Source organism: Streptomyces tanashiensis (genome assembly GCF_014648895.1).
Taxonomy (GTDB): domain Bacteria; phylum Actinomycetota; class Actinomycetes; order Streptomycetales; family Streptomycetaceae; genus Streptomyces; species Streptomyces tanashiensis.
Genome location: NZ_BMRZ01000002.1, coordinates 454,887 through 466,899, shown reverse-complemented (window position 1 = coordinate 466,899; position 12,013 = coordinate 454,887). Strand labels below are relative to the sequence as shown.

The window sequence follows — 12,013 nt, the reverse complement described above, 5'->3', positions numbered from 1 at the left end:
GGGCTGCCCGTCGATCAGGTTGCGTATCCATAACGGGTCTAGTTCGAAGCGCGGTGATCCAGGACGGGAGTCCGCCGGGCCCGAGCCCGCGGAAGCGTGCGGTCGGGGGCTCGCTCGTGGTCACCGCCGCACCCGAGAGGAAGTCTCCGTGGATCGCAGGTCTCTGCTCACCGTCGCGACAGGGGCGGTGGGCGCCGTCGCCGCCTCCCAGATGCCGGTGAGCGCGGCGCCCCTCGCGCACCCCGGCGGGCACGCCGGTTCGCCGGCAGGTGCGGGGCGGCCGGTCACCACGTTCAACGTCATCAGTGACATCCAGGGCGATCTCCGTGACCTCGGTGTGGCCCTGGAGGACATGCACCGGACCAATCCCGCGAGCTCGGGCCTCGCCGTCGCCGGTGACATCACGCCGCGCGGGTACGACGCCGAGTATGCGGCGGTCACGGCCGAACTCGGGCGCCACACCCACACGCACACGGTCGCCTGGGCCATCGGCAACCACGAGTTCTACGTCCCCAAGTGGCGCGACCCTTCGACCCTCGCGCAGGACACGTGGCCCAACGGCACCACCGAGGACTCGCTCTTCAGGAGCTTCTACAACTTCTCCGGCCGCAACACGGTCTACGCGGAGCACTCGTTCGGCGGGATCCCGGTGCTGAGCCTCGGCACCGAGAAGTACATGCACTTCCACGACCCGAAGCTCTGGGACGAGGTGTGGCTCAGCGAGGACCAGTTCAGGTGGCTGGAGGACCGCCTCGCGTACTGGGCCCGCCGGCGCAAGCCCGTCATGGTCGTCACGCACCACCCGCTGCCCAACACCGTCTCCGGCAGCCACAACCAGCTGTACTCGCGGGACTACCTGCAGGCGGACCGTCTCCTCGCGATCCTCGGACGCCACCGGGACGTCTTCCTCTTCTGCGGGCACACCCACTGGGACCTCGGCCTCTCGGACTGGTACGTCCGCAGGGTCGTCCCCGGCACCGCGAACCTGGACGGCTTCTCGGTGGTCAACACCGGTGCCGTGCAGACGGGATACACCGACGACGGCAAGGGCGGCGAGGTCTCCGTGCCGGGAACCTTCAACCAGGGGCTCCAGGTGGAGGTCTTCCGCGACCGCGTCGTCGTCAAGGCGCGCGACTTCGCCGCCGGCAACTGGCTGAAGCAGATCACGGTCCCGCTGTCGACACGGATCTGACCGGACGGCCCACTCCGCCGAGGACGTCGCACCGCGCGAGCAGGAGTCGGCACCGCCGGTGCGGCGGCGCCGACTCCTCACCGACTCCTCACCACCCCCTGGCCGTTGTCACGCCCGCGCCTCGTCGGCCGGGACATCGAGGGCGATCGCCTGTACGGGGCAGGCGCGGGCCGCCTCGCGGACCAGCGTCCCGGTCCCGTCCTCCCGGCCCGGGACGACCGTCCCGAAGCCGTCGTCGTCCTGCGTGAAGACGTCGGGCGAGGTGAGGGCGCACTGCCCCGCGCCGATGCACACGTCTCCGTCGATCGAGATGCGAACCGCTTCCTCGGCCATGTTCCGCACTGCTCCTCTCACCACGTGACGGGGAGTTCGAGCATCCCCTGGATCGTGTCGCCCGGTTTGAACGGGATCTCCTCCGCGGGGGCGGCCAGCCGCAGCCCCGGCAGCCGGCGCAGCAGCGTGCCGAGCGCGATCTCCAGCTCCGCGCGGGCGAGGTTCTGCCCCAGGCACTGGTGGATGCCGAAGCCGAACGCCACGTGGTGACGGGCGGACCGGGCCCAGTCGAGGTTGTCCGGATCGCTGTACGCGGCGGCGTCCCTGTTGATGACCGACGTCGAGAAGACCACGCCCTCGCCCGCCCGGATCACCGTCCCCGCGACATCGATGTCCTCACGCGCGACCCGCAGCAGCCCGTCGGCGATCGACAGGAACCGCAGCAGCTCCTCCACCGCGGCGGGTACGAGTCCGGGATCCGCTCGCAGCTCGGCCAGCCGCTCCGGGTGCCGCAGCAGCGTGTACGTACCCAGGGAGATCATGTTCGCCGTGGTCTCGTGCCCCGCGACCAGCAGGATCGTGGCGAGCTGGACGAGCTCCTCGCGATCGGGTCCGCCGTCTCCCGCCTCTCGTGTCACCAGGTCGTCGAGGACGCCGTCGCCGGGCTTGAGGCGCTTGCGGTCGATCAGGTCGCCGAGGTAGCCCTCCAGTTGGGCCAGCGCGTCCTCGGTGTCCGCGCCCGTCGGGCCGCGCAGCAGACGGCGCGACTGCTCCTCGAAGAAGTCGTGGTCCTCGTACGGCACGCCGAGCAGGTCGCAGATGACGATCGACGGCACCGGCAGGGCGAACGCGCTCACCAACTCGGCCGGCGGCCCCTGCGCCTCCACCGCGTCGAGGAGCCGGTCCACCGTCTCCTGGATCCGGGGCCGCAGGGTCTCGGCCCGCTTCAGGGTGAAGCTCGGGATCAGCAGCCGCCGCTGGGCGTTGTGCTCGGGGTCGTCCCAGCCGAGCAGCGCCGCGCGCCGTCGCCTGCGCAGGGCCGTGGCGCGTTCCGTCGGCATGGGGAAGTCGGCGCGGGTGGAATCCGTGGATAGGCGCTGGTCCGCGAGGAGCGCGCGGGCGGCGGCGTGTCCGGTGACGAACCAGACCGCTCTTCCGTCCCACAGGGTGACCCGCGTCAGCGGGCTCTCCTCCTCGGTCCGGGGGTAGGCGGTGGGCGGGTGGTAGGGGCAGGTCCGGTCCTGGGGGAACGCCACGGCTTTCGTCACGGGGGCCTCGCTAGGGCGAATCGCTGGCATGGACTGTGGTGCCGTCTCCACTACATGCCTCAGGCACCTATCTGGTCTACGCACAGTTCGGCCAATCCACCGGAACGGGCGAGGCCCATCCGGCGGGGGCTGATCCGCAGGGACCGACGGATCGGCCCGTCGAGCGCCCCGTGGCGGGGTGCACGCGTCACGCGCCCTGTCGGGACGGCGGCGACAGGGGGATGACGGCGGTCAGGACCGTTCCTTCGCCCGGTGCCGATTCGATCGTGAGGGCGCCGCCGAGCTGCTGGACACGGGCGCGCATGGCGGGCAGTCCGTGGCCCCGTACACCGCCGGGTCTCTCCACGGGGTCGAAGCCGCGGCCGTCGTCGGCGATGTCCAGGACCACCTGGTCGTCCAGGTGGCTGAGGGTCAGGGCCGCGGTCCCGGCGCCGGCGTGCTCGCGGATGTTGGCGAGGGCGCCCTGGGCGATCCGCAGCAGCGCCGCCTGTACGCGGTCGGGAAGGGCGGCGGTGGGCGTGCCGTCCTGGTGGAAAAGGACCTGGAGGGTGTCGGAGGACTCCCGTTCGGCCAGGGTGCGCAGCGCACGGTCGAGCCCGCCGCCCCCGGTGAGGTCGGCGGGGGCGAGGTCATGGACGAAGCGGCGGGCCTCGGCGAGGTTGTGCTCTGCGATGGACTCGGCCGTACGGATGTGACGGCGTGCGGCGCCAGGATCCGAGTCCCAGAGCCGGTCGGCGGCCTGGAGCAGCATCTGCTGGCTGGACAGGCCCTGCGCGAGGGTGTCGTGGATCTCCATGGACAGCCGCTGGCGCTCGGCGAGAGTGCCCTCGCGGCGCTCGGTCGCGGCCAGCTCCCGGCGGGCGCGGACGAGGTCGATGATGACGGTCCGCAGCCGGTCGGCCTGTCGCTGGGAGTAGATGAAGACGGCGGTGGCCACCGCCGCGACGGCGGGCGGCGCGAACATCAGGTTCGGGTCGAAGCCGAAACGCAGCCTCAGCTTCACCTGGGCGCCCACCACGATGGCGGTGAGCAGGGCGACGAGGATGATCGCGGACCGGGTACGCAGGGAGCGCAGGCCCGTGTAGAAGAGCGGCACCGCGCACCAGCCGAAGCTCGGTGCCAGGGCCACGAGGGCGAGCCAGGTCCCGATGACGGCGGCCAGCCAGAACCCGTGGGCGGTGGTGGGGGCGGTGCGGGGCCCGTCGGCCTGGCGGGGGCCGAGAACCGGGCCGAGTACGTACAGCAGGGCCAGCACGACCGCGAGAACGATCACCCAGGGCGTGCTCCGCGCGCCGGGGTGGACGATCAGGTACCGGGTCAGCGACGAGCACAGCAGGACGAAGAACGCCACGTGCATCACGGTGGCGAGCCAGCCGGCGTCCGGATCGACCGCCTCCGTGTCGATCGGCGACCACCTGTCCATCCGCACCGCCCACTCCTCGCCGCCGACCGTTCTCCCGAGCCCAGGCTATCCGGACGAAATCATTCCGCATCGACCGATCGGTTGACCCCCGTGTTGTCCGGCGGCAACACGATGACGTCGACGCACCTGACGATCGAGGCCGCGACGAAGGCCGCGCAGGCGACGCTGGACGCCGCGGAGAAGGAGAACCAGCGGGTGTCCGTCGCGGTCGTCGACCGCAACGGCAACACGCTCCCTCGCGAAGTGACCCCCGCGAAGCGACACCCCTCAGACCCCGGCGGCACCCGGCTCCCCGTCCGCGTGCCGCCGGTCTTCGTCATGGGCGGAAAGGCGCCGTGACTCAGCCCTGTCGCAGCGGTGCTACCCGGCGGTAATCTGCGGGCCCGTCCGCAGCATGGGGGAGTGGTATGGGCACCGTTACACGCTTTGATCCCGTCACCGAGCACGCCAAGGCACGCGCCGCCCTCGGCGCCGCCGTCCCGCGGCTGGTCCGGCTCCTGCGCGAGGTGCCCGACCTGGACGCGGCCTCCGGTGTCCCGGACTGGTCGGTCGGCGACGTCGGCGCGCACCTCGCGGCCGTGTACCTCGCGTACACCGCCGTCGCCTCCGCCGACGATTCCATGAACTGGGACGGCATCCTCCTGCCGGGCGACGCGCCGTTCGTCGAGCGGATCACCGCCATGAACGCCATGTCCATCGGCCTCGTCACCGGTGACGAGCGCGCTCACCTCGGCGACTTCCTCGCCGAACGCGGCGAGATCTTCCTCCGGATCACCGAAGGCCTCGCTCACGACACCCCGGTCGCCGCGCCCTGGTACGGGGAGCAACTGCCCCTGACGCTCGCGACGGTGACGGGCCTGATGCTCAATGAGACGCTCGTCCACGGCCTGGACATCGCGCGCGGTGCCGGACTCCCCTGGCACATCGGCGCCGCCGAGGCCCGTCTGGTGCTCGGGCAGTCGATGCCGACGATGATGGCGGCGGCCCTGGACCCGGCGAAGGCGCGGGGTGTCAGCATCGCGTTCGACCTCGTGGTCAAGGGCGGCCCGCGACTCGCCGTCGTCGTCGACGACGGCGCGATGACGGTCACCCGCGACGCCCCGCCGCGCGCCTACGACTGCCGGCTCACCGTGTCGCCCACCGCGTTCCTGCTGGTCTCCTTCCGGCGCACCCCGATCTGGAAGGAGGTCGCCCTCGGCCGGATGCGGGCCGGCGGCCGCAGGCCCTGGCTCGCACCGCGCCTCGGCCGGCTCGTCGCCACGCCCTGACCCGAAGGCCGAGCCCGCCGACTGCGCGTCCACCTCACATCGGTAACCTGCGTCACCATGATGCGTGCGTGGTTACTGCCGATGCTGTTCGTGCTCACCGGCTCTCTCGTCGCGGCCGGTGTGTTCGCCGGCGGGAAGCCCGGCCAAGGTGTGCTCCTCCTCCTGCTGTTCGTCCTGCTCGCCGGCCTGAACTCGCCCCTGGTCTTTCCGAGGTCGATCGGCGCCGTGGAAGCCCGGCGCCGCAGTGCGGTCGACGGCCGGCCGATCGTCTACTGGCGGCCGGGGTGCCAGTTCTGTCTGCGGCTGCGCTTCCGGCTGGGCCGCGACGCCCACCGGGCGTACTGGGTGAACATCTGGCGCGACCCGGACGGGGCGGCGGTCGTGAGGGCGGCGAACGACGGCAACGAGACCGTGCCGACCGTGGTCGTGGCGGGCGAGCCGTTCACCAACCCCGACCCCGGGTGGGTGCGCGAGAAGCTCACGCCCTCCGCGTGACACGCCACCACCGGTCGGGAGCCGGGAACGCCCGCACCCCGCCCGCGCCTGAGGTCAGCTCGGTCCGTCCTCCGTCCACTCACGGAGCTTCTCCGGGTTGCGGACCGCCCAGATGCGGGTGACACGGCCGTCGACGAGGTCGAACGCCGCCACGGTCACGGTGACCCCGGCGTTCTGGGCGACCAGGCCGGGCAGACCGTTGACCGTCCGTTCCAGCAGGGTGAGCCCGGGGGCCTTGTCGGCGATGTGGATGAGGTACTGGGCGATGAGCCTGCTGCCCTCGACCGGGCGCAGCGCGGCGCCGACCAGGCCGCCGCCGTCGGCCGTCATCGTGGCGTCGGGGTCGAGCAGATCGACGAGGGCCTTGATGTCCTTGGCCTCCCACGCCTCCTTGAAGTCCCGTACCAGAGCGGCCCGTCCGGCCGCCGGAACGGCCGGAGTCCGCGAGGCGTCGACGCGCCGGCGGGCCGAGGACGCCAGCTGCCGGCAGGCCGCGGGGGACCGGCCGACGATCTCGGCGACCTCGGAGAAGGGGTACCGGAAGACGTCGTGGAGGATGAACGCCACCCGTTCGGCCGGTGTCATCGACTCCAGTACGACGAGGAACGCCATGTTCACCGACTCGTCCAGGGTGATCCGGTCGGCGGGATCGGCGGGCCCGGACCGGTCGCCGTCCGCACGCACGCTGGACCACTCCGCACGGTCGGGCAGCGGCTCGGGTATCCACGACCCGACGTAGCGTTCCCGCCGCACCCGCGCCGAGCCGAGCATGTCCAGACAGACGCGGCCGGCCACCGTCGTCAGCCAGGCCCCCGGCGAGTCGACGGCCTCGCGCTGACGCGGCGACATCGCGTACCAGCGGGCGTACGTCTCCTGCACGGCGTCCTCGGCCTCCGCGAGCGAACCGAGCAGCCGGTAGCCGAGGTTGATCAACCGGCGCCGCTCGCCGACGACCACGCTCAGGTCCGGCTCGGACCGGTCGTGTCCCGGCTCGGACCGGCCGTGTCTGGGTTCGGTGCTGGTGCCCATGATCGCGTCTGCCCCCTGGTTCGTCTCGGCCGATGACGTGTCTCGGCCCCGTGCCCGCGCGACGAACTCACCCCTCCGGAAGGAGGCCGGAAAGAAATTCGGCGCCTCGCCTCACATTTCACGGGCCTGCGTCGTCGGACAGGCGAGACACTACCGAGCCACCGCCGCGAGGCAGAAGAAGAGGACCGAGTCATGGCCACCACCGCACAGACCACGGCAGCGCAGGGCACCGGCATCCGCACCTTCCACCAGGTCTCGATCGCCCTGCAGACGCTCTCCCTCTTCTTCCAGGCGTCCACCGCCGGCCTGCTGCTGTCCTCGTCGCACGGCGAGGTGCTGCACAGCGTCGGCGCGCGCGTGATGTACGGCGCGACCATGCTGTACGTGCTGGCGGCCATCCTGGCCTGGCGGCCGGGCGGCGGCTCGCCCCGCCCCATCCTCTACTCGACAGGTTTCCTCGTCCTCGCCTCGGTACAGGTGGTGCTGGGCATCGCGCACGAGCCGTCCCTCCATGTCCCGCTGGGAGTCCTGATGTTCGGCCTGAGCGTGCTGGCACTGGGGCAGATCCTCACGGCCCAGCGGCAGGAACGCGCAGGCGTGCACCAGCGGTAGCCGACACCGGGGCAGCGCCTCCCCGGCCGCTCTCGTACTCTCCGGCACGTTCTAGGGTGATCCGCATGTCTGTTCCCGTTCATGCCCTCGCCCACCGGCCGTTGACGACCGAGGCCGTCGCCGAGCTCGTGGCGCTGCCCGCCGTGCCCTCCGTCCCGGACGACTTCGACGCCGTCGACAAGGAGGTTCGTCTCCGCGGCTGGGCCTGGGAGGAGGACGGGCTCGTCTGCGAGTCCTTCCGCACCGCGCACGGTCACGTGCTCTGCACGGACGTCGTCAGCCCCTTCGGATGCGGGGAGGCGCGGACCTTCCTGGTCTTCGGAGAGGTGTACCCCGTCGACCCGCACGATGAGGACATGACCAACGCCGCCTGGCTGTACGGCCTCGTCGACCACTGGCAGGAGCAGCCCGGCTGGACCGGCAGCCGGCCGAGTACCGTCGAGGAGTGCGAGGCCGTCCTCGCGGGGGCCGCGCGCGTGGTGGCCGAGCACCTCGGCACGGCGCCCGAACGGACGGTCCTGTCCTCCGACACCCTGGTCACCGGGCCGCCCCTGACGCACCGCGTCTGGCGCACCGCCACCCACGCCCTGGTGCTGGGACCGGCCGCCGACAACGGCCCGTACGGCTACCTCACCCACCTCCAGCTGTCCTCCACCCCCCTCTCCTGCGGACCCGAACTGCCGCCCGCCGAGGACGAGGACGCCCTGGACGCGTGGATCGCCGCCCACATCGACTGGTGACGGCGCCCAGGGCCTTCAGATCCCGGCCAGCAGGGAGTGCCCGAGGGGGGTGAGGCTGTGGAGCACCGCCGTGCCCGTGCGTACGGTGTCGACCAGGCCGGCGCCCCGCAGCACGCCCGCGTGCTGACTGGCCGCCGCCAGGGAGACGGAGGCGCGTGCGGCGAGAGCCGTCGTGGTGGCGGGGGAGCGCAGGAGGGTGAGCACGCGCGCCCGCGTGCGGCCGAGCAGGGCCGCGAGGGCCTCCGGCCGGTCGTCCGTCGAGCCCGAGGCACCGGCGGGGACCCCGTCGTCACCGTCGTACATCGGGTAGACGAGGACCGTCGCCGCCTCGGGGCGGTACATCACCATCGGCCCGGTCGCGAACCACGAGGGCACGAGCAGCAGCCCGCGCCCGCACAGCGGGATGTCGTACGTCGACGCGGAGGGCAGGTGCAGCGTCGGCGGCTGCCAGCGCCAGGTCGTCCCCAGGGTGGTCAGCAGGGCGTCGACGCCCCCGCGAAGAAGCATCTCGGACCGCAGCGCACGATCGGTCAGGGCGTCGCGGCGGATCCGCGGCCAGAGCGGTTCGACCGACGTCTCGAAGTAGCGTCGTGCGTCGTCGAACAGGGCGCGGGGTGCGGCCGGGGACCCCTGGGCGAGCTCGTGGGCCCACCGGCCCGGCCGGGCCAGACCGCCGTTCCAGCCGGATGCCTCAGGGATCCCGAGATCGAACGCAAGGCGCTCCACGGGCGTCGACGCGGCCGCGTCGAGGGCGTCGGTGAAGTCGGGAGCCGACGGCTGCAGCAGGAAGTCCGGTACAAAGCCGTTCTCGGCGACCAGTTCGGCGAGGACCCCGGCCCGGGCGACCGCACCTCCCCGCAGGGAGTGGTGCCACTGCCGGGCCGCGGGCCGCACACGGTGTGACGCACCGGCACCGCGCCCGACGCCCTCCCGTGCACGGCCCAGACGCAGACTCAGCCGCAGCCCGAGGACGGTCTCGGAGAGGGCGTTGGCCGCCGGGGCCAGGGTGATCCGGCACAGATCGGCGGACGTGAAGTGAAGGCGGATCATGCCGACCGATTATCGGCCCGGCGGACCCTTTCACCCAGGGGTGAAAGGCAATGCGTTCCGCGCGGCGAGGCCGCACGCTCCCGTTGTCCCCCTCACCACTCGCCGATTCCCGCCGGAGGCCGTGCCGATGCGCCGCATCCCCGTCCGAACAGCCTGCCTCGCAGCCACGCTGCTGCTCACCACCCTCGCCGGTGCTCCCGGACCGGCGAGCGCACGGGACCTGCCCGACACCTATGTCGTCTCCCGGGACCCGGGCGTGCTCCCCGAGGGGATCGCGGTCACCCCGGACGGCACCCTGTACGTCTCCTCGGACGGCCGGGGCACCCTCTACCGGGGCCGGATCGGCGACCCGGAGCTGAAGCCGTTTCCGGCGCGAGGCCTGGAGAACCGGCCCAGCAGCCTCGGCGTGCACACCGACCGGCGCGGCCGGGTCTTCTCGGTGGGCGGCGCGAGCCTGACCGTCCACGACCGCCACGGACGGCTCCTCGCCGCCCGTACGGCCCGTGGCGGACCGCTCGGCGCACCCCGCCTCAACGACCTGGTCGTGACGGAGGACGCGGTGTACGTGACCGACTGGGCCAACCCCGTCATTCACCGGGCGGAGATCCGGGGCTCCTCCCTCGGACCCCTCGAACCGTGGCTCGACATCCGTGCCGCGTTCCCGCAGTTCCCCGCCCAGTACTGGCTGTTGAACGGCATCGTCGCGGACGCGTCCGGCAGCACCCTCCTGGTGGCGTCGAACGGCACCGAGGCCGTCTGGCGGGTCGACACCGCCGACAAGGAGGTCGGCCGGCTCGATCTCGGCGACCAGTCCTTCGGCCCCGACGGCATGGTGCTGCGCGGCCGGACGCTGTACGCCGTGCTCAACTACGGTGCTCCGCACGGCGTGTACATCGCCCGGCTCGACGAGGAGCTGCGGACGGGCACGGTGACCCACCGCCTCACGGACGGACCCTTCGACCTGCCGACGACCCTGGCGAGGCACGGCTGCCGCCTCTACGTGGTCAACAGCCAGCTCGACGAGCCGCCGGGCCGGCCCCCGTACACAGTGAGCGCGGTCGACGACCCGACGTGCCACGACACCCCCTGACCCCCGCGCGTCAGCGTGGCTCCGCAGCGGGCCACGCGCGCGGGTAGGGCACACGCAGCGACTCGGCCGCCACGGGGGTGTGGCCGGTCGCCGCGTGGAGCCGCCCGTCACGCAGGACGATCCCGCCGCCGGAGAGCATGGAGGTCACCAGCTCCTCGGCGAGCGCCTCCGGCGTGCGGCGCAGGAGGCGTGCGGCGTCGGTCAGCCACGCGCGCGCGTGGAGGTACGGTTCGGCCTCCTCGGCCGGGATGCCGTCGCGGATCATGAGGGCGAAGGCGAAGATCCGGCGGATGCCGTACCAGACGGCCCCGTCGGGGTCGTCGACGAGCCGTCGTCCGCGACGCAGGGCGGCGGCGAACGCGGCCCCGGTGTCGGCCGGGACCGGTCCGTGGGAGGGAAGGATCACCCGCGCGTCGAGGTCGGCCATCCGCTGGAGGGAGTCGAGCGCGGTGCGGGCCGCGCCGGGCCCGTCGAGAGCGAGATTGACCCAGCCGACGTCGTAGTCCGACAGCGCGTCGCCGACCACGAGCAGCCGCTCCTCCGGCTGCCACAGGGACAGATGGCCGGGTGTGTGACCGGGTGTGCGGACGACCTCCCAGTCGGTGTCTCCGAGACGCAGGACCTCTCCGTCGTCGAGCGGCAGGTCCACGGTGTACGGGGCGACCGGCTGGTCGAGGTACTCGGCGGCGCAGCAGCCGGGGTCCCGGCGGGAGATCGCCTCGGCCTCGGGGGTCCCGGCGGCGATGCCCGCGCCGTCGGCCTGGAGGAGGGCGTTGCCGCCGACGTGGTCGGAGTGCCAGTGCGTGTTCACGACCAGGTCGATCCCGCCGGCCCGGGCGCGGGCCCATTCGGCGGTCTGCGCGGCGTGGCCGACGAACCCGGAGTCGATCAGGGCCGGTTGCCTCCCGGGGAGCAGAAGCGTGTTGGCGTCGGGGAACGGCCGCTGCCACCAGATCGCCCAGGTGGGCAGCGAAGGCGGGGAGTCCGACCGCCGACTCGTGGGGCGGGCCGCTCCGGTCCGGGGACTCACGGGAGGTGCCGCTGCGGCCTCGGGGCTCGTGGGCCGGGCCGGCGAGCGCTCCGCTCCGGTCTGCGGGCTCACCCTTCTGCTCCGTTCACGCGGATCAGCGTCTGCTGTCCGGCGGCGACGAGCTTCCGCTCTCCGTCGCCGCGGACCCCGAACACGTCGAGCCGGCACACGGTCAGGGTGCGGCCGGACTTCAGTACGGTTCCGACCGCCTCGATGTGGTCGCCGACGGCCGGCGCGAGGAGATTGAGCTTGTACTCGACGGTGAGCACCTCGGTGCCCTCGGGGAACAGGGTGTACGCGGCGTAGCCGCCGGCGCTGTCCGCGACGGCGCTGGTGGCGCCGGCGTGGAAGTAGCCGTGCTGCTGGGTCACCTCGGGACGGGCCGGGAGCACGATGCGCACGCTGCCGGGGCCGATGTGGGATATCCGCGCGCCGAGGTGTGCCATCAGCCCCTGGCGGTCGAAGCTCGCCCGGACGCGCTCGCGCACCTCGGGGCTCGCCTGTTCCTGCTGCGTCGGGTCCTGCACGTGCTCTCCTTCGCCT

Annotated in this window: 13 protein-coding genes and 1 pseudogene; 7 read left to right on the top strand and 7 right to left on the bottom strand. The window is 72.5% G+C overall.

The features are described 5' to 3' along the window. The first annotated feature begins 148 nt into the window (after positions 1 to 148). On the top strand, positions 149 to 1,192 hold the full coding sequence (locus IE237_RS07745) for a metallophosphoesterase family protein (protein WP_189801052.1): 1,044 nt from the start codon (positions 149 to 151) through the stop codon (positions 1,190 to 1,192). Between the two features lie 108 nt (positions 1,193 to 1,300). On the opposite strand, the gene IE237_RS07740 is transcribed toward IE237_RS07745, so the two are convergent. From IE237_RS07740 to IE237_RS07730, 3 genes are all read right to left on the bottom strand, one after another. Next, a complete protein-coding gene (locus IE237_RS07740) occupies positions 1,301 to 1,525 on the bottom strand; it encodes a ferredoxin (protein ID WP_189801051.1) in 225 nt (74 codons plus the stop codon). Positions 1,526 to 1,542: 17 nt separating this feature from the next. Beyond that, on the bottom strand, positions 1,543 to 2,763 hold the full coding sequence (locus IE237_RS07735; RefSeq protein WP_189801050.1) for a cytochrome P450: 1,221 nt from the start codon (positions 2,761 to 2,763) through the stop codon (positions 1,543 to 1,545). Positions 2,764 to 2,920: 157 nt separating this feature from the next. Beyond that, positions 2,921 to 4,156 carry a sensor histidine kinase gene (locus IE237_RS07730; RefSeq protein WP_189801607.1) on the bottom strand — a complete coding sequence of 412 codons (1,236 nt, stop codon included), beginning with the start codon at positions 4,154 to 4,156 and terminating at the stop codon, positions 2,921 to 2,923. A 114-nt stretch (positions 4,157 to 4,270) separates the two neighbouring features. Between IE237_RS07730 and IE237_RS07725 the strand changes: the two are divergent. From IE237_RS07725 to IE237_RS07715, 3 genes and pseudogenes are all read left to right on the top strand, one after another. Next, a pseudogene (locus IE237_RS07725) lies at positions 4,271 to 4,390 on the top strand (heme-binding protein); the annotation flags it as partial. 173 nt (positions 4,391 to 4,563) lie between these two features. Then, a complete protein-coding gene (locus IE237_RS07720; RefSeq protein WP_189801049.1) occupies positions 4,564 to 5,424 on the top strand; it encodes a maleylpyruvate isomerase N-terminal domain-containing protein in 861 nt (286 codons plus the stop codon). 57 nt (positions 5,425 to 5,481) lie between these two features. Next, the gene (locus IE237_RS07715) at positions 5,482 to 5,919 is read left to right on the top strand and encodes a glutaredoxin domain-containing protein (protein ID WP_189801048.1); all 438 of its coding nucleotides are present in this window, start codon (positions 5,482 to 5,484) and stop codon (positions 5,917 to 5,919) included. Positions 5,920 to 5,973: 54 nt separating this feature from the next. Here IE237_RS07715 and sigJ read toward each other — a convergent pair whose 3' ends face one another. After that, a complete protein-coding gene (sigJ, locus tag IE237_RS07710) occupies positions 5,974 to 6,948 on the bottom strand; it encodes an RNA polymerase sigma factor SigJ (RefSeq protein WP_189801047.1) in 975 nt (324 codons plus the stop codon). A 192-nt stretch (positions 6,949 to 7,140) separates the two neighbouring features. Between sigJ and IE237_RS07705 the strand changes: the two genes are divergently transcribed. After that, entirely contained in the window at positions 7,141 to 7,560 is a 420-nt protein-coding gene (locus IE237_RS07705; protein ID WP_189801046.1) for a hypothetical protein, read from the top strand. 65 nt (positions 7,561 to 7,625) lie between these two features. Further along, positions 7,626 to 8,300 (top strand): hypothetical protein, encoded by a 675-nt coding sequence (locus tag IE237_RS40590; protein ID WP_229842419.1) that lies wholly within the window; start codon positions 7,626 to 7,628, stop codon positions 8,298 to 8,300. 15 nt (positions 8,301 to 8,315) lie between these two features. Here IE237_RS40590 and IE237_RS07695 read toward each other — a convergent pair whose 3' ends face one another. Beyond that, on the bottom strand, positions 8,316 to 9,350 hold the full coding sequence (locus IE237_RS07695; RefSeq protein WP_189801045.1) for an ArsR/SmtB family transcription factor: 1,035 nt from the start codon (positions 9,348 to 9,350) through the stop codon (positions 8,316 to 8,318). 127 nt (positions 9,351 to 9,477) lie between these two features. On the opposite strand from IE237_RS07695, the gene IE237_RS07690 reads away from it, so the two are divergent. Then, a complete protein-coding gene (locus tag IE237_RS07690) occupies positions 9,478 to 10,440 on the top strand; it encodes an SMP-30/gluconolactonase/LRE family protein (RefSeq protein ID WP_189801044.1) in 963 nt (320 codons plus the stop codon). A gap of 10 nt (positions 10,441 to 10,450) precedes the next feature. Here IE237_RS07690 and IE237_RS07685 read toward each other — a convergent pair whose 3' ends face one another. Beyond that, positions 10,451 to 11,542 (bottom strand): MBL fold metallo-hydrolase, encoded by a 1,092-nt coding sequence (locus IE237_RS07685; RefSeq protein ID WP_229842417.1) that lies wholly within the window; start codon positions 11,540 to 11,542, stop codon positions 10,451 to 10,453. Then, on the bottom strand, positions 11,539 to 11,997 hold the full coding sequence (locus IE237_RS07680; RefSeq protein WP_189801043.1) for a PaaI family thioesterase: 459 nt from the start codon (positions 11,995 to 11,997) through the stop codon (positions 11,539 to 11,541). The genes IE237_RS07685 and IE237_RS07680 overlap by 4 nt, the downstream gene beginning before the upstream one ends. Between the last annotated feature and the right edge of the window lie 16 nt (positions 11,998 to 12,013).

Excerpts from the sequence above, each read along its gene's own strand:
- IE237_RS07730 (WP_189801607.1), bottom strand. The coding sequence starts at position 4,156 with ATGGACAGGTGGTCGCCGATCGACACGGAGGCGGTCGATCCGGACGCC.
- IE237_RS07690 (WP_189801044.1), top strand. The coding sequence starts at position 9,478 with ATGCGCCGCATCCCCGTCCGAACAGCCTGCCTCGCAGCCACGCTGCTG.
- IE237_RS07740 (WP_189801051.1), bottom strand. The coding sequence starts at position 1,525 with ATGGCCGAGGAAGCGGTTCGCATCTCGATCGACGGAGACGTGTGCATC.
- IE237_RS07715 (WP_189801048.1), top strand. The coding sequence starts at position 5,482 with ATGATGCGTGCGTGGTTACTGCCGATGCTGTTCGTGCTCACCGGCTCT.
- IE237_RS07705 (WP_189801046.1), top strand. The coding sequence starts at position 7,141 with ATGGCCACCACCGCACAGACCACGGCAGCGCAGGGCACCGGCATCCGC.
- sigJ (WP_189801047.1), bottom strand. The coding sequence starts at position 6,948 with ATGGGCACCAGCACCGAACCCAGACACGGCCGGTCCGAGCCGGGACAC.
- IE237_RS07720 (WP_189801049.1), top strand. The coding sequence starts at position 4,564 with ATGGGCACCGTTACACGCTTTGATCCCGTCACCGAGCACGCCAAGGCA.
- IE237_RS07735 (WP_189801050.1), bottom strand. The coding sequence starts at position 2,763 with ATGCCAGCGATTCGCCCTAGCGAGGCCCCCGTGACGAAAGCCGTGGCG.
- IE237_RS40590 (WP_229842419.1), top strand. The coding sequence starts at position 7,626 with ATGTCTGTTCCCGTTCATGCCCTCGCCCACCGGCCGTTGACGACCGAG.
- IE237_RS07695 (WP_189801045.1), bottom strand. The coding sequence starts at position 9,350 with ATGATCCGCCTTCACTTCACGTCCGCCGATCTGTGCCGGATCACCCTG.